We start from the raw sequence: 24,196 nt of genomic DNA on the forward strand, positions 1-24,196 counted from the left end.
CCTGCGGGCGATATAAGCACGTTTCCGCCGGCAAGGCGTCGCCTCTCAGCGCACCCAACCCCAGCGCTTGAGCTCGGCAAAGGTCTCGTCCAGCGTCTTGCGCACGCGGGCGACCAGCTCGTCGCATTCCTCATGCGAGATGACCAGCGGCGGGGCGATGATCAGTCGGTCGCGCACGGCGCGCATGACGAGGTTGTTCTTGAACGAGAAGTCCCGCGCCAGCGTGCCGGCCTTGCCTACATCGGGGAATTTGGTGCGGCCGGCCTTGTCGGGCGTCAGCTCCAGAGCGCCGACAAGGCCCATCATCGGCGCCTCACCCACCAGCGGATGTTCGGCCAGAGCGCTCCAGCGGGCCTTGAGATAGGGGCCGACATCGTTGGCAACCCGACCGATGAGGTCTTCGCGCTGCATGATGGCGAGATTGGCCAGCGCGGCGGCGCAGGCGGCGGGGTGGCCGGAATAGGTGTAGCCGTGGTTGAAGTCGCCGCCTTCATGCAGCACTTCCGCTACCCGGTCCGCCACCATCACGCCGCCGAGCGGCATGTAGCCGGAGGTGATGCCCTTGGCCATGACGAGAATGTCCGGCTCGGTGCCGAAAGCCTCGCAGCCGAACCAACTGCCGGTGCGCCCGAACCCGCAGATGACCTCGTCGGAGATGAACAGGATGTCGCGCTCGCGGCAGATGCGGGCGACTTCCGGCCAATAGGTGGCGGGCGGGATGATGACGCCGCCGGCGCCCTGGATCGGCTCGGCGATGAAGGCGGCGATGCGGTCCTCGCCCATGGCGTCGATGGTGGCTTCCAGCGCGCGGGCGGTGCGCAGGCCGAATTCCTCCGGCGTCTCGCCTTGGCGGGCCTCGCCCCACCAATAGGGCTGGGCGATGTGGAGGATGTCGGGGATCGGCGCGCTCTGCCCGTGCATCGGCGCCATGCCGCCAAGGCTGCCGGCGGCGACGGTGGAGCCGTGATAGGCGTTGCGCCGGGAGATGATGATCTTCTTTTCCGGCTTTTCCTTGATCTGGAAGAAGCGGCGGACCAGCTTGATCACCGTGTCGTTGGACTCCGAGCCGGAGCCGGTGAAGAACACCTTGTTGAACTGCGGCGGGGTGAGCTCGGCCAGCTTGGCGGACAGCTCGATGGCCGGCCGGTGGGTGGTCTTGAAGAAGGTGTTGTAATAGGGCAGCTCGCGCAGCTGCGCCGCCACAGCCTCGACGATCTCCTCCTGCCCGTAGCCGACATTCACGCACCACAGGCCGGACATGCCGTCGAGAATGCGGTTGCCGTCCGAGTCGGTCAGCCAGACGCCTTCCGCCTTCACCACGATGCGCGAACCCTCCTCGTTCAACGTCTTCATGTCGCTGAACGGGTGAAGGTGATGGGCCGCGTCGAGCGCACGCAGCTCGCTCGTGGATTTGGGCTGGGTCATGACGTGCACTCGCGCGGAGGGGAGGAGGTTTGAGGTGCAGAATGTGATCACATTTCGCGTGCGTCAAGCCATTCGGCGTGGCACAAGTGCGCCCGGCAGGGCTCCGGGGCCGGCAGGCCGCCAGCGCGGGAGCGTGCGGGCGGCTTGACCGACGCCCCTGTGCCGTGCCCAGATTTGACCTATCGACGTTTACCAGGTGGATCATGCCATTGCCCGAAGCCGTGGAAGACGCCACGGCCGCTGCGCGCGAAACCGTTCCGCAGATCGATGAATTCGGCGCCTATGTCGCCGCCAACGGCGCGCCCGAAATCGTCGAGGTTCTGCTGCCCGACACCCATGGCGTGCTGCGCGGCAAATGGATTCCCGGCGGGGCGGGAGGCAAGATCTGGGGCGATGGCGTCGCTATCCCGCTCTCCATCTTCGGCCTCGACATCTGGGGGCGCGAGGTCGAGGAAACCGGCATCCATATCGAAACCGGCGACCGCGACGGCATCTGCCGCCCTGTGCCGGGCACGCTGAAGCCGGTGCCGTGGTCGCCGCGCCCGGCGGCGCAGGTGATGCTCTCTATGTACGAGCCGGACGGGCGGGGCGGCGAGCGGCCGTGGGACCTCGACCCGCGCCACAAGCTGGAAGCGCAGGTGAATCGTCTGGCCGCGCTGGGGCTGTTCCCCTGTGTCGCGTTCGAGCTGGAGTTCTATCTGCTAAAGCCAGCGCCCGGGCCGAACGGCCTACCCGAGCCGGTGTTTCCCGCCTCAGTGGGCGGGCCGGCGCGGCAGAACATGTATTCCATGTCCGATCTCGACGCCTATGCTCCCCTGCTGCACGACGTGCGCGAGGCCGCCCGCATCCAGGGTCTGCCGGCCGATACGGTGATTTCCGAGGCGGCGCCGGGTCAGTATGAGGTGAACCTCTATCACCGCCGTGATCCGATGGCGGCGGCGGACGACGCCATTTTGCTGCGTCGCCTGATCGACGGCGTGGCCCGCAAGCATGGCGTGCGCGCCAGCTTCATGGCCAAGCCGTTCCTCGACTTCGCCGGCTCGGGCATGCATGTGCATGTGAGCCTGACCGATGGCGAGGGCCACAACGCCTTCGGTGCGGGCGAGGCCGGCGAGCGCCTGCTGCGGCAATGCGCGGCGGGGCTGCTCGACACCATGGCCGACACCGCCGTGCTCTACGTGCCGAGCTATAACGGCTTCCGCCGGCTCGTGCCGGGCAGCTACGCCCCCACCAGCATCTCGTGGGGCTTCGACAACCGCGCCGTCGCGGTGCGGGTGCCGAACGGGCCGCCCAAGGCGCGCCGGCTTGAGCATCGCATCGCCGGCGCCGACGCCCATCCCCATCTCGTGCTGGCGGCGATCCTCGCCGGCATGCTGGAGGGCATCGAGCGCGCGCTGGAACCGCCGCCGCCGCTGACCGGCAATGCCTATGAGCAGGAGGCGCCGCATCTGTCCTACGACATGGGAGACGCCATCCGCGCTTTCGGTCGCTCCGATTTCGTGGCGCGGTCCTTCGGGGCGGAATATCAGCGCGTCTTCGCCATCATGAAGGAGGCGGAGCTGTTCGCCTTCGAGCGGCGGATCAACCCGCTGGAGTACGAGACTTATTTGTGAGCCCTGCCGGGTTTGCGAGCACTGTCATGGCTTGAGCAGAGACGGTCGACGCTCTAGCCTTGGTCCGACGTGGTTTGCGTTCCATTCAAGAAACCCATTTCCCGAGGAGAATCGGATGTCTCGCCTCCTGACGACCATCGCGGCAGGCCTGTTGACGGCGCTGGCGATCGCGCCGGCCTCGGCGCAGGACAAGGTCGTGAACGTCTACAACTGGTCTGACTATATCGACGAGTCGGTGCTGGCGGCGTTCACCAAGGAAACCGGCATCAAGGTCCGGTACGACGTGTTCGATTCCAATGAGGTGCTGGAGACCAAGCTCCTTGGCGGCAAGACTGGCTATGACGTGGTGGTGCCGACGGGTTCGTTCCTGCAGCGCCAGATTCAGGCTGGCGTGTTCCTGAAGCTCGACAAGGCCAAGCTGCCGAACCTGCAGTATCAGTGGCCGCTGATCTCCGATCGTCTCGCCGTCTACGATCCCGGCAACGAATATGCCGTGAACTACATGTGGGGCACCACCGGCATCGGCATGAATGTCGACAAGGTGAAGGAGCGCCTTGGCGACATCCCGCTCAACAGCTGGGACATCCTGTTCAAGCCGGAAATCCTGAGCAAGCTGAAGGATTGCGGCGTCTACATGCTGGACGGCCCGGAAGAGGTGATACCGACCGCGCTGCGCTATCTCGGCAAGGACCCGAACTCCAAGGACCCGAAGGAAATCGAAGCCGCCGGCAAGCTGCTTGCGCCGATCCGTCCCTTCATCCGCAAGTTCGACAGCTCGGGCTACATCAACGCGCTGGCCGGCGGCGACATCTGCATCGCGCTCGGCTGGTCGGGCGACGTGTTCCAGGCCAAGGCCCGCGCCGAGGAAGCCGCCGAGAAGACCGGCAAGCCGCCGATCAACATCGAATACATCATCCCCAAGGAAGGCGCGCTGATGTGGTTCGACAACTTCGCGATCCCGAAGGATGCCCCGCATCCGGAAGAAGCGCTGGCGTTCATCAACTACATGATGAAGCCCGAAGTGGCGGCGAAGAACTCCGACTACATCTCCTACGCCAACGGCAATCTTGAATCGCAGAAGTTCATCGACAAGGCGATCCTCGACAACCCGGCGATCTATCCGGACAAGGAGACGCAGGACAAGCTGTTCACCGTCACCACCTATCCGCAGAAGGTGCAGCGCGTCGTCACCCGCACCTGGGGCGACTTCAAGCGCGGCCGTTGAGCGGTATCTGAGCAGCGCTCAGATTTTGACGCGAAAGGCCGGGACCCGTCCCGGCCTTTTTGTTGGGGTGGAGGGTACGATCCCAGGCTTTGAGGGTGCGGTCTGTCCGCGGAAGCCTGGTCCGTGCCCTAGCCGATCTGCTCGATGATGATGGCGCGGATTTGCTCGCGCGTGAGGCCGCAGGGCTCCGGCTTCCACTCCTGGCTGGAGCGGACAATGGCGGGCGCGGGCTGGGTGAGCTTTTGAGTACGCATATATCCTCTTGGCCGCTTCGACCTGTGGTCGGCGGCTGACGCTGGTGCGTCGAATGTGTGAGTGAAGAAAAGCCCGGCGTCTTTCAGACGGGGCTGGCCGCAAGAGCGACGATGGGAATTCTACTGTGCCAATGCGTCGCCATTGAGGCGCCCGGAGCGTTTCGTCCGCCCGTGTCGTGGGCGCAAGCGTGCGGCGTGCCCGTGCTCCGGCGATTGTGATGATCGGCGCCCTGCAATCCCTAAGGTGATGCTATATGCGGCAGCCATGAACAAGCCTGCTCCCGTGCCGCCCGCCGTCAATCTTCTGCTCTACGGAGCGGCCTTTGCCTGCCTGCTCATGATCGTGGTTCTTTCCTTGCTGCCGTCTCGGGAGATGCCGACCACAGGCATTCCGGATGGCACCGACCACTTCCTCGCCTATTGGGGAACGGGTGGCCTGATGGCGCTCGCCTTCCGCTCGCGGGGCAGGGTGCTACTGGTGGCAGGCGTCGCCCTGATCGGCCTGGGCGGTCTTATGGAGGTGCTTCAGCAACTCTCGCCGGGCCGCACCTCGACATGGAGCGACTTTTTCATGAGCGGCGGAGGGGCGCTCGCCGGCCTCCTCATGGGCACGGTGGCGGCCCGCATCATCAGCCATCTGCGCAGGCAGTACAGCGGCGCCTCGCGAGCCAGATCTACCTCGCAACATGCGCCTGTCGGAACGACTCGTCCCTGAGCCGGGTGACCGCCGCCAGCGTCGCGACCGGCTCCGCCATTTGATCCACCGCCGCCGCGCCCGCGTAACCGGAGCAAAGCTGCGGAGGTACCATTGATGAGAACGCTCCTCTTTGCCGGGATGCTCGCCTTTGTCGGGCTTGGCGCTTCGTCGGCTCAGGCCCGGGATCTGGTGCTCGAACAGTTCTTCGCCGGCCGCACGGTTGCCGAAGGCTCCTTCTCCGCCATCAACGGGGTGAAGCGCACCTTTACCGTCGACCTCGACGGTCGTTGGAACGGGCATGTGCTCACCCTCGTGGAGGATTTCCGTTTCGCCGACGGCGAGAAGGACCGGAAGACGTGGCGGTTCGAGAAGCTGGGGCCGGGGCGCTATCGCGGCACGCGCGAGGATGTGCGGGGCGACACGCTGGTCAGCGTCAAGGGCGACACCGCCACCTTCAGCTATGTCGTCGACCTCGATGCCGGCGCCGATGAAAACCTTGTGCGCTTCCACGACAAGATGGTGCTGCGCGACGACAGCACCGTGCTGAACACCGCCTGGGTCACGAAGTACGGCTTTCCGGTGGCTCTGACTCGGGTCGCGTTCCGTCGGCCCTAGGACCGTTCCACTCCTCGCTTTCCCTCTACATTTCCGGAGGAAGTCCATGCGCTCCCATCTGACATCCGCTTCGATCGGACTTCTTCTCGTTATTGCGGCGGCGCCCGCCGTGGCGGAGCCGCTGAGTGGCGCCGAGATCAAGGAAAGGATCGGCGGCGAACTGGTGCGGCTGAGCACCCCCTATGGCGTGACCCTGCCGCTGATCTACCGCGATGACGGGGTCGTCTCCGGCGATCTCTCCGGCTTCTCCGTTGGCGCCATGCTCGCCCCGCGCGAGGAGGGCCGCTGGTGGGTGAAGGATGACCGGCTCTGCCAGAAATGGCCGACCTGGTACGACGGCCGCACCTATTGCTTCACCATCACCTCGCTGGGGCCCACGAAGATTGCGTGGACACGCGACGACGGGTTGTCCGGAACTGCCGTGATGGGTCGCTGACGTGGCAACCCAGGAGGCGCGGGAACTTCCTGTCCGGCGCCTCGCGCTTTACTCGCTGCCGGCGCTGCCACTCGCCGCCTTGGCGCTGCCTTTCTACGTGATCGTGCCGAGCTTCTATGCCGAGGCGCTCGGGCTCTCGCTCGCGTCCGTCGGCACCGCCCTGCTGGCGATCCGCATCCTCGATGCCGTCGCCGACCCGTTTCTCGGCTGGGCCTCCGACCATATCGCTCCCGCCATGGGTCGGCGGCGCGCGCTCATGCTGGTGGCGACGCCGGTCACGGCGCTGTGCGCGTTCATGGTGTTCTGGCCCGGCGCGGGAGCGGGCATCGCCTATCTCGTGCTGTGGGGGCTCGGCTTGTCCCTCGGCTATACGGCCCTCAGCCTCGCCTACACCGCCTGGGGCGCCGAGATCAGCCCGGATTATCGCGGCCGCGCGCGGGTGGTCGCCGCGCGCGAGGCCGTGACGCTGCTGGGCACGTTGCTCGCCATCGCGCTGCCCTTCGCGATCGGCATCGGCGGCAGTGCGGGCGGCTTCAATGGGCTCGCGGCGATGGGCGTGTTCGTGCTGGTCGCCTTGCCGCTCGCCACCGCCGGCTGTGTCCTCGGCGTGCCGGAGCCGGCCAACCGGACACGCGCGCGGCTTCGTTTCAGTGCGGGGCTGCGCCATCTCCGGGCGAATCGTCCCTTCCTCCGGCTGATCGCCGCGTTCCTGCTCAACGGCATTGCCAACGCCATTCCAGCGACGCTGTTTCTCTACTTCGTCGCCGACCGCATCGGCGCGGCCGCGCTGCAGGGGCCGCTGCTGTTCCTCTATTTCCTTTGCGGGGTGGCCGGGCTGCCGTTGGCACTGCGCTGCGCGGGCCGCTTCGGCAAGCACCGCGCCTGGTGCGGCGCCATGGCTGTGGCCTGCGTCGTCTTTGCCGGCGCCGGCTGGCTCGGGCCGGGCGATGTCGTGCCCTTCGCGCTCATCTGCGCCGCCACCGGCCTGCTGCTCGCCTTCGATGTGGCGCTGCCGCCGGCGATCCAGGCCGATGTGATCGATGTGGACACCGCCGCCTCCGGCGAACAGCGCTCGGGGCTTTATTTCGCGCTCTGGGCGCTTGCCACCAAGCTGGCGCTGGCGATCGCGGTGGGCGTCACCTTTCCGCTGCTGGACTGGGCCGGCTACCAACCCGGCGATGGTGCGCCCTCGACGGAAGCCAGCGCGGCGCTGGCCATGCTTTATGCGTGGCTGCCTATTCCGGCCAAGCTGGCGGCGATTGCATTGATGTGGGGATTTCCGCTCGACGAGACCGCGCAGGGCCGGTTGCGTCGCGAAATCGACGCCGGCGCGGCGGCGGTGCACCGGCCCGGCTAGGGCGCCCGGCGCCGCAGCCTCAGCGCCCCCAGCACGGCGGCCAGCATGGACGTCGCCAACATAGGCCAGGCCTGCGCCTCCCCCATCGCCAGCAAGGTGAGGCCACTGAACAGGCACCACAGGAGCGGAATCGGCAGCAGCACGGCAAGCCATCGCCCGCGCGCCATGAGCAGCAGGCCGATTGTCACCAGGACGGTCGGGTCGGGCGCGATGCCGAACATTTCCGCTCCCGCGAGCGGGCGGCCGGTGACAAACGGCAGCGCGGGATAAAGCAGCAGGCCGGCGAGAGCCAGCCCCAGCCCGGTATTCGCGATGGCGTCGAGCCGCCCCATCAGCGGGCCGCCGGGCACAAGGGCGGCGGCGAGCAGCAGCAGGGCCTGCACGAAGAAGGCCGGTGCGGCATAGGCAACGGCCCAGTTGATCCCGGCATAGCGCTGCAGCAGGAACGACCAGCCTACCAGGGCCCAGACGGGACCGAGAAGGAGCCCGGTCCACAGCATCGCCCGGCCGGGCCAGCGCAGGATCACGAGTACCAGCACCAGCCCTGCCAAGGTCGTCGCCAGATGCAGTGGCCACAGCGCCGCGTTCTGCGCCTCGAACAGTCGCCAGTAGACGCGGGGCGAAAACAGCAGGAAGTCGTCCAGCCGATAGGTCCACCATTCGGACATTAAAGCGCGCCGATATGGGCGGCGATGCGCCCGCGCAAGTCCCTGTCGGGCAGCGCGCCGCCGGCGGCGGCGAGATTTTCCCGTACATGGTCGACGCGGGTGGTGGCGGGGATGACGACGGTGACCGCCGGCTCGGCCAGGATGAACTTCAGGATCAGCTGCGCCCAGCTCGTCGCGCCGACCTCGGCCGCCCACTGCGGCAGCGGCTCGCCGTCGAGACGCCGTGTCAGCGCGCCTTGCTGGAAGGGTCGGTTGACGATCACCGCGATCCCGCGCTCGGCCGCGAGCGGCAGCAGACGCTGTTCGGCGTCGCGGTCGACCGGGTTGTAGCTGAGCTGCACGAAATCGAGCGGGTGGCGCTGCATGATCTGCTCGACCAGATCGTGACGGCGCCCCTCCGACGTTGTGATGCCGACATAGCGCAGCCGGCCTGCGGCCTTCATGGCGAAGAGCGTGTCGAGATGCGCCTCCCAGCCCGCCAGATTATGCACCTGCAGGAGATCGAAACGTTCCACGCCCCAGAGCCGGCGCGTCTGCTCGATCTGGGCTGGACCATTCGTGCCCGACGAGGTCCAGACCTTTTCCGCCGAGAACAGCGTGTCCGGTCGCCCCAGCGTGGCGAGGCCGCGGCCGATCACCGCCTGCGAGGATCCATACATCGGCGAACTGTCGATCATGCGTCCTCCGCCCGCGAAGAACGCCGCCATGACGGCGGTGCACTCCGCCTGCAATGCCGTATCGTCGCCGACATTGAAGGTGATCCAGCTGCCGAGCCCGATGGAAGGGATCTGTTCGCCGGAGGAGGGGATGGGTCGGGCAAGGGGCGCCGTCTTACCGAACACCCGCCCCGCCGGCAGGGCGAGCATGGCGGTGCCGAGGGCGGCTGTTGCCATGAGACTTCTGCGTGTGAGTGTCACCAACTCTCCCGTCGCGCTACGACCCTTGACCTAAGGTCTGATCCTATCGCGTCCACCGGGGTGGGGGATCACAGCTGCGTGGGCGGCTCATTCGTGCGGCGAGACGAGACCGGCGCGCGTCGCTCGTCCGTGCACGAAGGTGGGGGCAGGGAGGTCGAGCCTGCCCCGGGGGGGCGCCGGGCGAGGCGGGTCTACATCCGCCAGCGCTTGTAGAACCAGGTCCATTGATCGGGATACTCGCGCACCCAGCCTTCAACCACCGAGGTGATCATCTGCATGGCGCCGTCGACATCGATCTTGCCCTTGGCGTCGCGCGGCAGGTCGAGCGCGGGCGTGCACTGGATGCGGAAACGCCCCTCCGGCAGGCGGATGACCCGTACCCCGTGCACCGGGCATTCATAAAGGCGGGCGAGGCGGGCAATGGTGGGATTGGCCGAGCAGGGCTGGCCGAAGAACTGAACCGTGGGGCCGCCCCGGCGTGCCTGATCGACGAGGATGCCGAGATGCTTGCCCTGGTCGAGCACGGCGGCGAGTTCGAACACCGCCACATGCGAGGCGGCGACCAGATTGCCCATCACCCGGCTGCGCGCCTCGAACAGCAAATCGGCCAGGAACGAATTGTCGGGCGCGCGGAACAGCACCGCACTGTCCAGCCCCTGTGCGGCGGCGGCGATGGCCGGCAGCTCCCAGTTCGCCAGATGCGCGGTGAAGACGAGGGCCGGCTTGCCGTCGATCCGCATGGCGACGAAATTGGAGACGCCTGTGGTCTCGATCCGGCTCTTGGCCGGCTCCCACATATTGTACTGCCAGATGCGGTCGAGATGGACGAACTCGCCGCCCATGCGGCCGAGATTGTCCCACATGCCGATGGCAATGGCTTCGCGCTCGGCCTCGGTCTTCTCGGGGTAGGCAAGGCGCAGGTTCCTCAGCGCAATGCGGTGGATCGAGGTGCGTGGCCCGATCTTGCGGGCCCAGAAGCCTCCGGCCCACGAGGCGAAGCGCGGCGGCTGCAGGCGCATCAGGCGCGCCAGCGTCCACACGCCCGCCGAGAGCGTGGCATCGCGCAGGCGCGTGGTCCAGGGGCGGGGCGCAGCCATCAGCGGTTGCTTCGATCCTTGCCGGCGTCAGAAGGTGATGACGACCTTGCCGAACACGCGGCGCGTCTCCAGACGCTCCAGCCCGGCGCCGAACTGATCCAGCGGGAACTGCGAATCGATGACCGGCAGCACACCGCGCTCCATCCGCTTCAGCCCGTCGGCAATCGCGCGGATCGGCGCGCCGAAGGAGCCGATGATGCGGTACTGGCGCTGGAACAGCTGCATCAGGTTCATGCTCACCGAAACGCCCGAGGTCGACCCGCAGGTGACGAGCCGCGCACCCGGCTTCATCGACAGCAGCGAGCCGTTCCATGTCTCGGCGCCGACATGCTCGAACACCACGTCGACACCCTTTTTCTTGGTGATCTTGCGCACCTCGTGCTCGAAGCGGTCGGTCTTGTAGTTGATGACGTGGTCGGCGCCCAGCGCCAGCGCCTTGGCGCACTTCTCGTCATCGCCCGCCGTGGTGATGACGGTGCAACCGATTTCCTTGGCCATGCGGATCGCCACCGTGCCGATGCCCGAGCCGGCAGCGTGGACCAGAATGGTCTCGCCCGGCTCCAGCCTGGCATTGTCGAACAGCATGTGCTCGACGGTGGAGAAGGTGACGGGCGCGGTGGCGGCGTCGGTCCAGGAGATGCCGTCCGGGATCGGCACGCACAGGCGTTCCTTGATGTTGAGCTGGTCGCGGGCGAAGCCGTCGACATGGAAGCCCATCACGCCAGCGACCTCCTCGCAGAGATTGTCGCGTCCCTGACGGCACTTGGAGCACTGGCCGCAGGTCAGCGCGCCATACATGGCAACCTTCGAGCCGGGCTTGAAGCGGGTGACGCCCTCGCCGATGGCGGTGACTTCGCCCACCGCCTCGGCGCCCACCACCAGCGGCATCTTGCGCTTGGCGAAGGCCATGCCGCGCCAGCCCCAGACGTCGATGTGGTTCAGCGCCAGCGCCTTGACGCTGACCTGCACCTCGCCCGGCTCCGGCGCGCCGGGGGCGGGCAGGTCGGTAAGGATCAGTTCGCGGTCGGAGACCAGTTGAAGCGCGCGCATTGAAAACTCCGAAGCACCGAGCCGCCCAATCGCCCCATCCCCGGACCGTATCCGGGGATCCAGAACCGGAACCGCGAGGGCAGGGTCTGGGTGGCCGGGTCACGCCCGGCCATGAGGGGGCTGCGCCGCCCGTGAAAAATCTGAAGGCTGGATAGCGAAATCAGCGCTGAATGGCTAGTGCGGCGGTGAGCCCGCCATCCACCGGCAGGGTCGCGCCGGTGACATAGGCGGCGCCGGGCGACAGCAGGAAGGCGACCACCGCCGCCACATCCTCCGGCACGGCGAAGCGGCCGGCGGGGATCTGCTTCTCGACATTGGCGCGGTAGGCGGCATAGGGCGCCAGCATCGCCGTGTCGACGAAGCCGGGCGCGACGACATTGACCGTCACCCCGCGCCGGGCGCTCTCGATGGCCAGCGTCCGGCAATAGCCTGCCAGTGCCGCCTTGGAGCCGGCGTAGATGGCATTGCCGGCATTGGCGACTTCGGCGGCGATCGAGCCGATGGCGACAATCCGCCCGGCGCGGGCGCGCGTCATCGGCCGTACCAGCGCGCCCACTAGCTTCACGAAAGACCAGTAGTTCACCTGCATGAGCTGCTCGGCGCGGTTCTGGTCGACCAGCGCGGCCAGCGTGTCGTAGCTCATCCCGGCATTGTGGACGAAGCCGAAATAGGTCGGCTCCTCGGCGAGGACGGCGGCGAAGGCTTCCACCGCCGCCTTGTCGGCGAGGTCGAGCGAGCGCGCTTCAACGCGGGCGTCCGGCTTCTCGGCCATGATCGCGGCGATCAGCGCCTGCGCCTCGGCTTCCGCCGTGCGGACGGTGAAGACGACCTCGCAGCCCGCCAGCGCCAGTGCGCGCACGATGGCCGCGCCGACGCCGCGCCCGCCGCCGGTGACGAGGACACGCTGGCTCACGCCGGCTCGCCCGTCAGGACCAGGCACACATTCTGCCCGCCAAAGCCGAAGGAGTTCGACATGACGCGCGTCACGGTGGCGTCGCGCGCCACATTCGGCACCACGTCGAGCGGGATGGCCGGGTCGGGCAGTTCGTAATTGATCGTCGGCGGGATGCGACCATTGGCGATGGTCATCAGCGAGATCACCGCCTCGATGGCGCCGGCGGCGGTGAGCGTGTGGCCGATCATCGACTTGTTGGACGAGATCGGGATGCCGGTCAGCCGCTCGCCAAACACCGCGCTCATGCCGGTGAATTCCATGCGGTCGTTTTCCGGCGTCGAGGTGCCGTGGGCGTTGATGTAGTCGATGGCATCAGGCTCGACGACCGCATCGGCCAGCGCCCGGCGCATGCAGCCGATGACCGGCTTGGCGTCCGGCGAGGAGCGGGTGCGGTGGAAGCTGTCCGCCATCTCGCCGACCCCCTCGACCACGCCGAGGATCTTGGCGCCGCGGGCGAGAGCGTGTTCGAGGCTCTCCAGCACCAGCGCGCCGGCGCCCTCGGCGATGATGAAGCCGTCGCGGTTCTTGGCGAAAGGACGCGAGGCCGCCTCGGGAACCTCGTTATTGGTCGACAGGGCCGAGAGCAGCGAGAAGCGGATCAGCGCTTCCGCCGTCACCGAACCGTCGGTGGCGATGGACAGCGCCGCGTCGCAGTCGCCGCGCCGGATCGCCTCGACGCCGAGCTGGATCGAGGTGTTGCCGGACGCGCAGGCGGTGGACAGCGAGATCGGCTGGCCGCGCGTGCCGAAGCGGTCCGCCAGATGGTCGGCGATGGAGCCGTAGAGGAAGCGCTCGTGCCAGGCGTCGTGGCCATTGGCCTCGGCGGCACGCAGCAGGTCGTCATAGGTCACAGCGGCGTTCGGTGCGGCTTCCTGCGCGAGGATACGGCGCTGCGGCCATTCCAGCTCGATGGGCGGCACGGCGCAGAACAGCGGGCCGGGAAAGCGACCCTTGCCGCCGATGCCCGATTCAGCAATCGCCTCGTCCGCAGCGAGCGTCGCCAGTTCCTCGGAGAGGTCCGGCGCGGTGCTCTTGCTCTTCGGCAGATAGTCCACCGTGCCGGCGATGGTGGTTCGCATGGCGTCGATCGGGAAGCGGGTGATGCGATGGATGCCGGACGTGCCGGAGGTCAGCTTCGCCCAGTTATCCGTCTTTCCCTGCCCGAGCGAGGTAACGAGCCCCATGCCGGTGACGACGACGATGGGCCGGCCGGCCTTGTCGGTATAGGAAGCCATGATCTGCTCCTCGGAAGCGCAACGCTTCCGTCGTTCGATTCAGTCCGCGCGCTCGACGAGCGCAACGCCTTCACCACGCCAATGCCCCACGCCGGTAACTATCGCACGCGATAGAGTTTCGGTGAAAGGCTTTTCGAGCGGCTCGCCTTCCAGGGGCGCAAACAGGCTTCCCTGCGAGACCGCGAGCGCGGCGATCGCCAGCGCCACCGGCATCTGTGCTTCGAGCCCATGGCCGACGCGATCGGTGATCGAGCGCACCGGCAGGCCGGAACGCGCCAGCACGGCCACTTCGGCGGCCGTCGGCTCGGGCGCGCCGGAGGCGGCCGACAGAATCGCCGTGCCCTCGGTGACGTCACCCCTGGCCTGATTGATCAAGGCCTCGATCACGGCCTCGACGGCGCCGGGCTCGTTGCGCTGGGCGCGCTCGGACCAGACGCCGGAGAGCTTGGCGATGGGCTTGGCGCCGCGCGCGGTCGCGTGCTCGGGCGATTCAAGGACGAGGAACGCGCCGGCCGAGCCGGTCGGCACGCCCCTGGGCTGCGCCAGCACCGGCGCCCAGGGGGCGTGCATGGCGAGGCGCTTGAGGGCAAAGAGCAGCAGCATGTCGCGCCGCTCGGCATTATAGGCGCCGCCGACCAAGGCAATCTCGCTGGTGCCGGCCGCGATGCGCGACCAGCCGATGCGGACCGCGTCGGTGCCCGAGCTTTCCTCGCCCATGAAGGTGCGCGAGGAGCCGGTGACGCCGTGCACGATGGAGATGTTGCCGGCGAGAAGATTGGAGAGCTGGGCCAGGAAAAGCGTCGGGCGCAGGTTCGACTGGAGCTGCTCGTTGAGGAAGATTTCGGGGTTCGGCTGGCTCTCGATCTCGGTCAGGATGGCGCCGTCGACCGACTGGTCGCGCTCGCCGCCGCCGGCTGCCACCACCATGTCGGTGGTGCCGAGAATGTCCTTGTTGCCCTTGATCCCGGCCGAATCCAGCGCGAGGCCGGCGGCATAGGTGCCGATGCGCTGCCACGGCTCCATCTGCCGCTGATCGCCCTTCTTGGGGATCTGCGCGTCGAAGCTTATCGGCGCGAGCGGGTGGACGACATAGGGAGCGAAGCCGGTTGCGTCGACGACCGGGGCGGTGCCTGAGGACAGCGCCTGCATATGGGCTTCCGGGCCTTCACCGAGCGAGGACACGAGCCCGATGCCGGTGATCCAGACGTCGCGACGATTAGACATGCGTGAGATTTCCTGCGCGTTCCACCGTGTCGATCACGGCGTCGCCCATCGGCATGCCGATGCGCTCGGCGGTGGAGAGCAGATAGCCGCGCAGTTCCGGGGCCGGGAAGGGCATGGTCTTGAGCGTGACGTCGGCATTGCAGACGAGCTTGCCCTCGACACGGCCCTCGGCCTTCAGCCGGGCATAGCCCGAGCCGTCATGTTCCAGGCGCGCGAAGACGTCGATCACCTGGCCCGGCACCACGAAGGTGCGCAGCTTGCCCTTGTCGACCGAGGCGAGAAACGCCATGCGGTCGTAATTGTGCAGCCGCAGCAGCAGCATGCCGCAGCTCTGCGCCATGATCTCGAACAGCAGCACGCCCGGCAGCAGCGGATGACCCGGGAAGTGGCCTTCAAAAATCGGGCTCTCGCACGGGACAGTGTTGGCGGTTCGCAAGGTGCGAGCTTCGAGATCGAGCTCGGTCACCTTGTCGATCATCTGGAAATATTCGAGGCGCATCACCTGTCCCGCTTGTACGACGTCCTTCCGCCGGATCAGGCGGACTTGGCAGCAATCAGCTCGTCGATGCGCGCGCAGAGATTTTTGAGGACGAAATACTGCTCGGTCGTCGCCTTGCCTTCGTTGACTTCCTGCGTCCAGCTTTCAAGCGGCAGCTTGATGCCGAACGCCTTGTCGATGGCGAAGGCGATGTCGAGGAAGTCCAGGCTGTCGATGCCGAGATCGTCGATCGCGTGGCTTTCCGGCGTGATGTTCTCGCGCGGGATGTCGCACGTCTCGGCAATGATGTTGGCAACGGTCTCGAACGTGGTCGACATGAAAGGCCTCTGGTCTCGGCAGCCGCGTCCGGCCACGGTTGAATGGGTTCGCCCGGCGCTCCCGCGTCGCAGGTCCCCGAATGGATGTCGGCCCGTATACCTAAGCGCGAACGGCGATTCAATGGCGGCGGCGCGGCAATCCTCGGCAGTGTGACATCCGTGCCGTCGCCATGGGCTGCGGCGGAGGCTGCCGCGGGGTGCATCGTCGTGGCCCCGCGGCCGATTTCGTCCTATCGTTGCGCCATCGGATATGCGGTCAGTTTCGGAGCAGGTGCCATGATCCCCTTTACTTCGGCCGTTTCATGGCTCGGGCGGGGGACGGCCCTGTCGGTGCTGGCGCTTTCGCTCATCGCACCGGCGGCAGCTCAGAGCGCGAAGCCCCCGGCTGCAAAGCCGACTGCAGCCGCCGCAGCCAATGCAGTTGCCGACGCCCTGCCGAAAACCTATGCGCCGCAAGAGCTTGTCGAGGCCGCGCGCCGGCTGCAGGCACTGCTGCAGCGTGAGCGTTCCCCGTTACCGAAGCCTGCAGCCCAGCTGCGCAAGGAGGCGGATACCGCGCTGGCTGCCGGCGACGCGCGCACCGCCGCCGGTCTTTATGGACGGTTGGCGCAGGCGAGCCCGGGCGATGCCGGGCTGTGGCAGCGCTTTTCCCGGGCGCTCTCGCGTATCAAGCCGAACGATAATGAAAGCGCCGATATCTTCCTGGAGCGTGCGCAGGCGGCCGCCTTCCTCGCCTACCGGGCGGCGACGACGCGCGTGCAGCAGGCCGAGGCGCTGTTCGCCATCGGCCATCTCTACGACCAGCGTTCGCTCTGGCGCCCGGCGCTCGACACGTTCGCCACGGCGCTCGGCTACGCCGATGTTCCCGAGCAGCGCGCCTTCTATAACAAGCTGCGCGAGGAGCGCGGCTTCCGCATCCTCGACTACAGCGTCGATTCGGATGCTTCCAACCCGCGTATCTGCGTGCAGTTCTCCGAGCCGCTGGTGAAGGGCGGCAAGGACTATTCCGCCTATGTGACGCTGAGCGGCCCCGCCGGGCCGATCGACAAGCCGGCGGTGACGGCGGAGGGGAGCCAGCTCTGCGTCGAAGGCGTGAAACATGGCGAGAGCTATGATGTGACGCTCCGCGAGGGCCTGCCGTCCTCCATCGCCGCCGAGCCGCTCCGCGCCAATGCCGCGCTCACCATCTATGTCCGCGACCGCAAGCCGGGCGTGCGCTTCACCGGGCGGAACTATGTGCTGCCCCGCACCGGGCCGCGCGGCATTCCCGTGGTCTCGCTCAACACCGCGCGCGTGGCCGTCGATCTCTACCGTATCGGCGACCGCAGCCTGATTCCCACCGCGCTCGACGGCGAGTTCCGCCGCGACCTCGGCGGCTATGACCTGCAGCAGCTGAAGGACGGCAAGGCGGAGCGGGTCTTTACCGGCGAGCTGGAGACGGCTTCGCCGCTGAACGAGGACGTGACCACCTCCTTCCCCGTGGACGAGGCGGTGAAGACGCTGGCGCCCGGCGTCTATGTGCTGGCGGCCCGTCCCGGCGGCGATGCCGCCAACCCCAATGACGAGTGGAGCTCCCGGGCGACGCAGTGGTTCGTAGTTTCCGATCTCGGACTCACCGCGCTGTCGGGCAGCAAGGGCCTCACTGTGCTGGTCCGTGCGCTGGGAACGGCGCAGCCGCTTGAAGGCGTCGAACTGCGCCTGCTCGCCAAATCCAACGACGTGCTCGCCACCGTCCGCACCGACGCCAGCGGCAGCGCCGCCTTCGATGCAGGGCTGATGCGCGGCACGGAAGGGTTTGCGCCGTCGGTGATCGTGGCGCAGGCGAAGGAGGGCGACTATGCCTTCCTCTCGCTGGACGATCAGGCTTTCGACCTCACCGACCGGGGCGTCGGCGGGCGGGCGGCGCCGGAACGCTTCGACGCCTTCGTCACCACCGAGCGCGGCGTCTACCGCTCCGGCGAGGAGGTGCATGTTACCGCGCTGTTGCGCAGCCCGCAGGTGGCGGCCGCCGTGGGCGTGCCGCTGACGGTGATGTTCAAGCGCCCCGACGGCGTCGAGGAGCGGCGCGTGCTGGTGGACGACCAAGGTGCAGGCGGGCGCACGCTGACCTATCCGCTGATGGGCGATGCCATGACCGGCACCTGGCGGGTCGAGGCCTATGTCGACCCGCGCGGCGCGCCGGTGGGGTCCACCACCTTCCTGCTGGAGGACTATGTCCCCGAGCGCCTCGCGCTCGATCTCTCAACCACCGCGACCTTCCTTGCCCCGAACGCGCCGGTGACGGTGGCGGCGGATGGGCGCTGGCTGTTCGGCCCGCCGGCGGCGGGGCTGGAGGTCGACGGTGAGATCGAGGTGCGCGTGGCCGACGCACGGCCGGGCCTGCCGGGCTGGCGCTTCGGCCACGTTGACGACGGTTTCACCCCCGTGCGCCAGCCCCTCGCCGATGCGCCGGTGACGGATGCGCAGGGCAAGGCGAGCCTGTCGGCCACGCTGCCCACCCTGCCGGCGACCGCCCGGCCGCTGGAGGCGGAGATTTTCGTCGCGCTGAACGAGGGTGGCGGGCGCGCGGTGCGTCGCTCGCTGGTGCTGCCGGTGCGCCCCGCCGGTGACGGCATCGGCGTCAAGCCGCTGTTCGACAAGGCAGGGCCGGGCGAGAACGCCACGGCCGGCTTCGAGGTGCAGGGCTTCGACGCCGCCGGCCAGCCGGCCGCACGCAAGGGCGCGCAATGGGCGCTCTACCGCATCGAGACGCGCTATCAATGGTATCGCCTCAACGGCAGTTGGGACTTCGAGCCGGTCGAATCCATCGCCAAGGTGGCCGACGGCGCGCTCGACCTCGCGGTCGGTGCCCCGTCGCGGCTCAGCGTGCCGGTAGGCTGGGGCCGCTACAGGCTGGAGGTGACGGACGGCACGCTGGCCACCACTGTGTCCTTCGATGCCGGCTGGGGCGGCGGGGCGACCGCCGATGCGCCGGACCGGCTGGAGGTCGGCCTCGACAAGGCGCAATACGCCGCAGGCGACACGCTGAAGGTGAACCTCACCAGCCGCATGGCCGGCTCGGCCACCGTGCTGGTCGTCGGCGACGGCGTGCTGGCGGCGAAGACGCTCGACGTGCCGGCCGGCGACACTTCGATCGATTTCACCGTCGCCCCGGAATGGGGACCGGGCGCCTATGCGCTGGCCTTCGTCCACCGTCCGCTCGACGTGGCGGCAAGCCGCAATCCCGGCCGCGCCATCGGACTTGCCTGGTTCGGTGTCGACCGTGCGCAGCGCGTGCTCGGCGTCACCCTGCAGGCGCCCGACCTTGCGCGGCCGGAGACGACGCTTTCCGTGCCGGTGCAGGTGACGGGCAGCGGGGAGGGGGAGGCCTATGTGACGCTCGCCCTCGTCGATGTCGGCATTCTCAATCTCACCGGCTTCAAGGCTCCCGACCCCGATGGCTTCTATCTCGGCCAGCGGGCGCTGGGGACTGAGGTGCGCGACTTCTACGGCCAGCTCATCGACGGCATGCTCGGCAGTCGCGGGCGGCTGCGCTCCGGTGGCGACGCCATGGGTGCCGGGCTGCAGGCCGAGCCGCCGACGCAGCCGCCGCTGGCGCTGTTCTCCGGGCTGGTGAAGCTCGATGCGCAGGGGCGCGGCACGATCGACTTCGCGCTGCCGCCCTTCGACGGCACCGGCCGGCTGATGGCGGTGGCGTGGTCCGGCGCGGCGGTGGGGCATGCGCAGGCCGATGTGACGATCCGCGATCCCGTCGTCATCACCGCCACCCTGCCGCGCTTCCTCGCCATGGGCGACCGCTCGACGCTCAACCTTGCCTTCGACAATGTGGATGGCGAGGCGGGCGATTACGCGCTCGAACTGGTGACGGACGGGCCGGTGAAAATGGCCAGCGCGCCGAAGACGGTGCCGCTCGCCGCGGGCGGGCGCCAGTCCTTTGCCGTGCAGATGGACGGCACCGGCATCGGCGCGGCGAAGGTCTCGGTGCGGCTGTCCGGCCCCGGCGGGCTCGCTATTGTCCGCGACTATGCGCTGAACGTGCGGCCGGCCTATCCTGCCATCTCCCGCCGCAGCGTCGAGACGCTGGCGCCGGGGGCGGCGCTGACGCTGAGCGCCGACCTTGTTGCCGACCTCGTGCCGGGGCGCGGCGGGGTGAGTGTCTCCGCCGGGCTGGACCCGGCCTTTGACGTGCCGGCGCTGATCGGCGCGCTCGACCGCTACCCCTTTGCCTGTTCCGAACAGCTCACCAGCCGGGCGCTGCCGCTGCTCTATCTCAGCGAGTTCGGCCCGCCCTCGCGTTTCCGGCTGACCAAGGACCCGGCCGAGACGATCCGCAACGCCATTGCCCGGCTGATCGCCCGGCAGGGCTCGGATGGCTCCTTCGGCCTGTGGGACGCGGGTGGCAACGATCTGTGGCTCGACGCCTATGTCAGCGACTTCCTCACCCGCGCCCGCGAGCGAGGCCACGCCGTGCCGGAACAGCCCTTCACCATGGCGCTTGACCGGCTGCGCAACGCGCTCGCCTATGCCAGCGAAGGCGCGACGGACGACGGCACCGCCTATGCCATCTATGTGCTGGCGCGCAATGGGCGGGCGCCGCTGGGCGACCTGCGCTACGTCGCGGATGCCAAGCTCGACGAGGTGAAGAGCGCCTTCGCGCGCGGCCAGCTCGCCGCCTCGCTCGCCATGCTCGGCGACAAGGGGCGGGCGGAGAAGGTGTTCGGCGCGGCGCTGGAGCTGCTTCCCGGCGCCGCCGAGACGGTGACATCCGGCCGGCCGGATTTCGGCTCAATGCTGCGCGACGCGGCGGGGGTGGCGACGCTCGCCGCCGAGGCCGGCTTCACCGGCACGGCGCGCACCGCCCGCCAGAGGGTGGCGGTGGCCTTCGTCGATACCGGCCCGACCTCGACGCAGGAGGATGCCTGGCTGCTGCTCGCGGCCCGTGCGCTGCGCGAGGGGCGCGGGATCGCGGTAGATGTCGACGGCACCGCCCATAGCGGCCTCTATGAGCGCACGCTGACGCTGCAGGAACTGGCGCGGCCGATCGTGCTGACCAATCGCGGCACCACCCCGCTCGACGTCGCCGTCTCCATCGACGGCCCGCCAGTGGCGCCCGAACCGGCGGCAGCGAACGGGTTTGCGCTTACCCGCAGCTACTTCACCCTTGCCGGCGTGCCGGCCGATCCGGCGAAGGTGGCGCAGAACCAGCGGCTCGTCGTGGTGCTGGAGGCGCAGGAGGATGAGGCGGCGCAGAGCCATGTGCTGCTGGTCGACCATCTCCCCGCGGGCTTCGAGATCGACAATCCATCGCTGGCGGTGGGTTCCGATGTTGGGGCGCTGGCGTGGCTCGGCGACACCACCCAGCCGGCGCATGCGGAATTCCGCGACGCCTTCTTCGCCGCCGCCTTTGACCGCACGCAGGGTTCGGAGGAGCCGGAGCTGCTGCGCGTCGCCTATATCGTGCGCGCCGTCTCGCCGGGCCGCTACGCGCATCCCCCGGCCATTGTCGAGGACATGTACCGCCCCGGCCGCTTCGCCCGCACCGGCGCGGGCCAGACCGAAGTAACAGGTCCTGTGCGGTGAAGCGCGCGGCGGGCATCGCCGTTCTCGGTGCGCTGCTGCTGGCGGGGGGCAGCACCGCGTGGCTCGCCGGCGTGTGCGCGGCGGCGCCCCTGCCGCCGACGCCCGCGCTTTCGGTGGAGGTGCGCGACCGCGAGGGGCGGCTGCTGCGCCCGTTCGCGCTCGCCGACGGTCGCTGGCGGCTCAAGGCAGAGACCCGCGACATCGACCGGCGCTTCCGCGACATGCTGGTCGCCTATGAGGACAAGCGCTTCTGGGAGCATGGCGGGGTCGACCCGCTCGCCTTGCTGCGGGCGGCGGGGCAGGTGCTGCTTCACGGGCGCATCGTTTCCGGCGGTTCCACCCTGACCATGCAGGTGGCGCGGCTGCTGGAGCCCCGCGAGGGAAGCGGTTTCGCGGCCAAGCTCGGCGCAAAGTTTTCCGAGATGCGCCGCGCCCTTGAGCTGGAAGCAAGGCTGAGCAAGAGCGAGATCCTCGCGCTCTACCTCACGCTGGCGCCCTATGGCGGCAACATCGAGGGCGTGCGGGCGGCAAGCCTCGCCTGGTTCGGCAAGGAGCCGCGTCGCCTCTCGCTGGCCGAGGCGGCGCTGCTGGTCGCCCTGCCGCAGGCCCCCGAAGCGCGCCGGCCGGACCGCCAGCCGGCGCGGGCGGCGCGGGCGCGCGACACGGTGCTCGCCCGGCTAAGCGAGGCGGGGCTGTTCGGCGCGGCGGAGGTGGAATTCGCCGGGCGCGCGCCGGTGCCCGCCGGCCGTCTCGCTCTGCCAATGTTCGCGGCCCACGCGGCAGAGAACGCACGGCGCCAGCAGCCGGCGGCGCAGGTGCATGAACTCGCCATCGACGCTTCGGCGCAGGCGCGGCTGGAGGCGCTGGCGGGCGAGCGGGTGCGCGAACTCGGCAAGGGTGTGTCGCTGGCGCTGGTGATGGTCGACAATGCCAGCGGCGAGGTGCTGGCGCGGGTGAGTGGCGCCGATCCGCTCGACACCGAGCGCGCCGGAGCGGTGGACCTGACGCGGGCCATCCGCTCGCCCGGCTCGACACTCAAGCCGTTCATCTACGGCCTCGCCTTTGAGGACGGCGTCGCCCATCCCGAAACGCTGATCGAGGACCGGCCGGCACGCTTCGGCGCCTACCGGCCGCGCAATTTCGACCGCGACTATCAGGGCACGGTATCGGTGAGGCAGGCGCTGCAATTGTCGCTGAACGTGCCGGCGGTGGTGCTGCTGCAGGCGGTGGGGCCGCAGCGGCTGGCCAGCCGGCTGGGGCAGTCCGGGTTCGCGCTGAAGCTGCCTCCGGGCGAGGTGCCGGGCCTTGCTGTCGGGCTGGGCGGTGTTGGCATGAGCCTCGACGCGCTGGCTGGCCTCTATGCCGGTATCGCCAATGGTGGAACGGCAAATGGCCTTCGCGACCGGCTGGATGACGCGGGCTCGGGCCCCGATGGTGCCCGGCAACTGATGAGCCCGGTGGCCGCCGCCTATCTCGGGCAATCGCTGGCCGGCACGCCGGCGCCGCGCAATGAGCGCGCCGGGCGCATCGCCTTCAAGACCGGTACGTCCTTCGGCTATCGCGATGCGTGGGCGGTGGGGTTCGACGGGCGCCGGACGGTGGCGGTGTGGGTGGGGCGGCCCGATGGCCAGCCCGTGCCCGGCATGATCGGGCGCGAGGCGGCGGCGCCGATCCTGTTCGAGGCTTTTGCCCGGCTGGTGAGCCGGCCAGCCCCGTTCGCTCCGGCGCCACGCGAGGCAGTGGACGTGAAGAACGCGCAATTGCCGCCGCCGCTTCGGCATTTCGGCCGGGCGCCAGGGCAGGGGAGTGGGGAAGAAGGGCCGAAGATCGCATTTCCGCCCGAGGGGGCGAGCCTTGAGCGCGAGGGCGACGAGCCGCTGGTGCTGAAGGTGAGCGGCGGGACCGGCAAGCTGACGGTGTTCGTCGATGGCGTGCCGGGCGGCCAGCCCGCCGGGGCCGCCACATGGTTTTGGCGGCCGGCGGGCGCGGGTTTCGTGCGTCTGACCGTCATGGACGCTGCTGGATCAACCGACAGCGTCACCTTGCGTATTCGCGGAGCGGCCGATCCGGACGGGGCCGCTCAGCCGGGACGTCTCAGCGGCCGTTGACAGCGGCCTGGGCGATGTCCTGGCGGGTCAGGCCACGCTTGGCGAGGGCGGCGTCCGAAAGACGGGCGAGAGCCTCGTAGCGCTGGGCAATGCGACGGCCTTCGCCAATGGCTTCAAAGAAGCTGGCGACGCCATCGACGGCGCGGGAGAAGAAGTCGGACGAGGTGGTGTGGTTCAGGGTCGTGGTGTTCATTTGAGCCTCCAGTATTCTGTATGCCACGGAATATAGAGGTTTCACCGCAGCGCAAAAGACGGAATGCTGCATGGCAGCACTGAGGTTCGCGCATGCCTGATTTTGCCCGTTAATCCGGCATTAAGGGCAAAGGTCGCGATAAATCAACCAAAATGGTTGAAAGAGGTTCGACCGTCCCGTTTCGACTGCCTTTTCATGTGCCTTTTGGCTGATGAGCCATGTCCAAAGTGACGGTCAGTCGTCGCGCGCTTGGAGGGGAGCGATGGCGGCGTGGATCGCCTGGCAATGCCGCACGAGGGCGCGCCAGCCGGAGACAGGCGAAGATCTTCAGCTCGTAGCCATTATTGTCGGCGGCGCTGAAAAGCGGGAAAGGAATAGAGAACGATCAAGACGGCCTCCCGCGGCGTGGCGCGGCTTGCGGGGCCCGCTCTGTCGCGACACGCCAGACCAACCGACGAACCCGCCCGCGTCCGCCGATCACGTGCGCTGGTCCCCGTGCGCCAGCCGCGCGTGCCAGCCTTTGCACGTTCCGTAGCCGCCGGTCGCGTGTTCGTCGAATCGGCGTCGCGATGGGGCCGCCTTCATGCGGCTGGCGGATAGGGCGCCGCCCGGCGGAAGGCGCATCGAGGCCGAGTGGCGCCCCGCCGGCCGACCGCAAGACGAGCGTTTCCAGTCCTTCAGCGGGGTGGTCGTGGAAACTGCACGCGAGGGGGTAGACCGAACCGGCAGGA

The 24,196-nt window shown here is 68.5% G+C and carries 20 protein-coding genes; 8 read left to right on the forward strand and 12 right to left on the reverse strand.

Going from position 1 to position 24,196, the window contains the following annotated elements; genetic code table 11:
• Positions 1 to 45: 45 nt before the first annotated feature.
• Positions 46 to 1,425 (reverse strand): aspartate aminotransferase family protein, encoded by a 1,380-nt coding sequence (locus EV667_RS08035; RefSeq protein ID WP_131834721.1) that lies wholly within the window; start codon positions 1,423 to 1,425, stop codon positions 46 to 48.
• 203 nt (positions 1,426 to 1,628) lie between these two features.
• On the opposite strand from EV667_RS08035, the gene EV667_RS08040 reads away from it, so the two are divergent.
• Together EV667_RS08040 and EV667_RS08045 are read left to right on the forward strand one after the other, a co-directional pair.
• Entirely contained in the window at positions 1,629 to 3,038 is a 1,410-nt protein-coding gene (locus EV667_RS08040) for a glutamine synthetase family protein (protein ID WP_245516028.1), read from the forward strand.
• A gap of 115 nt (positions 3,039 to 3,153) precedes the next feature.
• Positions 3,154 to 4,263, forward strand: a complete 1,110-nt coding sequence (locus tag EV667_RS08045) for a polyamine ABC transporter substrate-binding protein (protein WP_131834722.1) — start codon at positions 3,154 to 3,156, stop codon at positions 4,261 to 4,263.
• A gap of 128 nt (positions 4,264 to 4,391) precedes the next feature.
• Here EV667_RS08045 and EV667_RS23055 read toward each other — a convergent pair whose 3' ends face one another.
• Positions 4,392 to 4,517: a hypothetical protein gene (locus EV667_RS23055; protein WP_280960220.1), complete on the reverse strand. Its 126-nt coding sequence runs from the start codon at positions 4,515 to 4,517 to the stop codon at positions 4,392 to 4,394.
• Positions 4,518 to 4,782: 265 nt separating this feature from the next.
• Here EV667_RS23055 and EV667_RS08050 point away from each other — a divergent pair, with 265 nt between their 5' ends.
• From EV667_RS08050 to EV667_RS08065, 4 genes are all read left to right on the forward strand, one after another.
• On the forward strand, positions 4,783 to 5,232 hold the full coding sequence (locus tag EV667_RS08050; protein ID WP_245516029.1) for a VanZ family protein: 450 nt from the start codon (positions 4,783 to 4,785) through the stop codon (positions 5,230 to 5,232).
• Positions 5,233 to 5,325: 93 nt separating this feature from the next.
• Complete coding sequence (locus tag EV667_RS08055) at positions 5,326 to 5,829, forward strand: DUF3833 family protein (RefSeq protein ID WP_131834723.1); 504 nt, start codon at positions 5,326 to 5,328, stop codon at positions 5,827 to 5,829.
• A 46-nt stretch (positions 5,830 to 5,875) separates the two neighbouring features.
• A complete protein-coding gene (locus EV667_RS08060) occupies positions 5,876 to 6,265 on the forward strand; it encodes a hypothetical protein (RefSeq protein ID WP_131834724.1) in 390 nt (129 codons plus the stop codon).
• 1 nt (position 6,266) lies between these two features.
• Complete coding sequence (locus tag EV667_RS08065; RefSeq protein WP_131834725.1) at positions 6,267 to 7,622, forward strand: MFS transporter; 1,356 nt, start codon at positions 6,267 to 6,269, stop codon at positions 7,620 to 7,622.
• On the opposite strand, the gene EV667_RS08070 is transcribed toward EV667_RS08065, so the two are convergent.
• From EV667_RS08070 to EV667_RS08110, 9 genes are all read right to left on the reverse strand, one after another.
• Positions 7,619 to 8,290 (reverse strand): DUF6064 family protein, encoded by a 672-nt coding sequence (locus tag EV667_RS08070; protein WP_131834726.1) that lies wholly within the window; start codon positions 8,288 to 8,290, stop codon positions 7,619 to 7,621. The genes EV667_RS08065 and EV667_RS08070 overlap by 4 nt on opposite strands.
• Positions 8,290 to 9,207, reverse strand: a complete 918-nt coding sequence (locus EV667_RS08075; RefSeq protein WP_245516031.1) for an aldo/keto reductase — start codon at positions 9,205 to 9,207, stop codon at positions 8,290 to 8,292. Before EV667_RS08075 ends, EV667_RS08070 begins: the two co-directional genes overlap by 1 nt.
• A gap of 191 nt (positions 9,208 to 9,398) precedes the next feature.
• Positions 9,399 to 10,304: a lipid A biosynthesis lauroyl acyltransferase gene (locus EV667_RS08080; protein ID WP_131834728.1), complete on the reverse strand. Its 906-nt coding sequence runs from the start codon at positions 10,302 to 10,304 to the stop codon at positions 9,399 to 9,401.
• 27 nt (positions 10,305 to 10,331) lie between these two features.
• Positions 10,332 to 11,354, reverse strand: coding sequence for a zinc-binding dehydrogenase (locus EV667_RS08085; protein ID WP_131834729.1), 1,023 nt, complete (start codon positions 11,352 to 11,354; stop codon positions 10,332 to 10,334).
• Between the two features lie 160 nt (positions 11,355 to 11,514).
• Positions 11,515 to 12,294 carry an SDR family oxidoreductase gene (locus tag EV667_RS08090; protein WP_131834730.1) on the reverse strand — a complete coding sequence of 260 codons (780 nt, stop codon included), beginning with the start codon at positions 12,292 to 12,294 and terminating at the stop codon, positions 11,515 to 11,517.
• The gene (locus EV667_RS08095) at positions 12,264 to 13,544 is read right to left on the reverse strand and encodes a beta-ketoacyl-ACP synthase (protein ID WP_131834731.1); all 1,281 of its coding nucleotides are present in this window, start codon (positions 13,542 to 13,544) and stop codon (positions 12,264 to 12,266) included. Before EV667_RS08095 ends, EV667_RS08090 begins: the two co-directional genes overlap by 31 nt.
• Before the next feature lie 39 nt (positions 13,545 to 13,583).
• Entirely contained in the window at positions 13,584 to 14,768 is a 1,185-nt protein-coding gene (locus tag EV667_RS08100) for a beta-ketoacyl-ACP synthase (protein ID WP_131834732.1), read from the reverse strand.
• Positions 14,761 to 15,267: a 3-hydroxyacyl-ACP dehydratase FabZ family protein gene (locus tag EV667_RS08105; protein WP_131834733.1), complete on the reverse strand. Its 507-nt coding sequence runs from the start codon at positions 15,265 to 15,267 to the stop codon at positions 14,761 to 14,763. Before EV667_RS08105 ends, EV667_RS08100 begins: the two co-directional genes overlap by 8 nt.
• Positions 15,268 to 15,302: 35 nt before the next feature.
• A complete protein-coding gene (locus EV667_RS08110) occupies positions 15,303 to 15,584 on the reverse strand; it encodes an acyl carrier protein (RefSeq protein WP_018390121.1) in 282 nt (93 codons plus the stop codon).
• Between the two features lie 276 nt (positions 15,585 to 15,860).
• Between EV667_RS08110 and EV667_RS08115 the strand changes: the two genes are divergently transcribed.
• Both EV667_RS08115 and pbpC read left to right on the forward strand, forming a co-directional pair.
• Positions 15,861 to 21,164: an alpha-2-macroglobulin family protein gene (locus EV667_RS08115; RefSeq protein ID WP_131834734.1), complete on the forward strand. Its 5,304-nt coding sequence runs from the start codon at positions 15,861 to 15,863 to the stop codon at positions 21,162 to 21,164.
• The gene (pbpC, locus tag EV667_RS08120) at positions 21,161 to 23,272 is read left to right on the forward strand and encodes a penicillin-binding protein 1C (protein ID WP_245516032.1); all 2,112 of its coding nucleotides are present in this window, start codon (positions 21,161 to 21,163) and stop codon (positions 23,270 to 23,272) included. Before EV667_RS08115 ends, pbpC begins: the two co-directional genes overlap by 4 nt.
• Here the strand turns inward: pbpC and EV667_RS08125 are convergent.
• Positions 23,259 to 23,465 (reverse strand): DUF1127 domain-containing protein, encoded by a 207-nt coding sequence (locus EV667_RS08125; RefSeq protein WP_131834735.1) that lies wholly within the window; start codon positions 23,463 to 23,465, stop codon positions 23,259 to 23,261. The two genes, pbpC and EV667_RS08125, sit on opposite strands and share 14 nt — an antisense overlap.
• Positions 23,466 to 24,196: the final 731 nt, after the last annotated feature.

The organism is Ancylobacter aquaticus (genome assembly GCF_004339465.1).
GTDB classification, from domain to species: Bacteria; Pseudomonadota; Alphaproteobacteria; order Rhizobiales; family Xanthobacteraceae; genus Ancylobacter; species Ancylobacter aquaticus.

Excerpts from the sequence above, each read along its gene's own strand:
- EV667_RS08035 (WP_131834721.1), bottom strand. The coding sequence starts at position 1,425 with ATGACCCAGCCCAAATCCACGAGCGAGCTGCGTGCGCTCGACGCGGCC.
- EV667_RS08040 (WP_245516028.1), top strand. The coding sequence starts at position 1,629 with ATGCCATTGCCCGAAGCCGTGGAAGACGCCACGGCCGCTGCGCGCGAA.
- EV667_RS08045 (WP_131834722.1), top strand. The coding sequence starts at position 3,154 with ATGTCTCGCCTCCTGACGACCATCGCGGCAGGCCTGTTGACGGCGCTG.
- EV667_RS23055 (WP_280960220.1), bottom strand. The coding sequence starts at position 4,517 with ATGCGTACTCAAAAGCTCACCCAGCCCGCGCCCGCCATTGTCCGCTCC.
- EV667_RS08050 (WP_245516029.1), top strand. The coding sequence starts at position 4,783 with ATGAACAAGCCTGCTCCCGTGCCGCCCGCCGTCAATCTTCTGCTCTAC.
- EV667_RS08060 (WP_131834724.1), top strand. The coding sequence starts at position 5,876 with ATGCGCTCCCATCTGACATCCGCTTCGATCGGACTTCTTCTCGTTATT.
- EV667_RS08070 (WP_131834726.1), bottom strand. The coding sequence starts at position 8,290 with ATGTCCGAATGGTGGACCTATCGGCTGGACGACTTCCTGCTGTTTTCG.
- EV667_RS08080 (WP_131834728.1), bottom strand. The coding sequence starts at position 10,304 with ATGGCTGCGCCCCGCCCCTGGACCACGCGCCTGCGCGATGCCACGCTC.
- EV667_RS08085 (WP_131834729.1), bottom strand. The coding sequence starts at position 11,354 with ATGCGCGCGCTTCAACTGGTCTCCGACCGCGAACTGATCCTTACCGAC.
- EV667_RS08095 (WP_131834731.1), bottom strand. The coding sequence starts at position 13,544 with ATGGCTTCCTATACCGACAAGGCCGGCCGGCCCATCGTCGTCGTCACC.
- EV667_RS08100 (WP_131834732.1), bottom strand. The coding sequence starts at position 14,768 with ATGTCTAATCGTCGCGACGTCTGGATCACCGGCATCGGGCTCGTGTCC.
- EV667_RS08105 (WP_131834733.1), bottom strand. The coding sequence starts at position 15,267 with ATGCGCCTCGAATATTTCCAGATGATCGACAAGGTGACCGAGCTCGAT.
- EV667_RS08110 (WP_018390121.1), bottom strand. The coding sequence starts at position 15,584 with ATGTCGACCACGTTCGAGACCGTTGCCAACATCATTGCCGAGACGTGC.
- EV667_RS08115 (WP_131834734.1), top strand. The coding sequence starts at position 15,861 with ATGATCCCCTTTACTTCGGCCGTTTCATGGCTCGGGCGGGGGACGGCC.
- EV667_RS08125 (WP_131834735.1), bottom strand. The coding sequence starts at position 23,465 with ATGAACACCACGACCCTGAACCACACCACCTCGTCCGACTTCTTCTCC.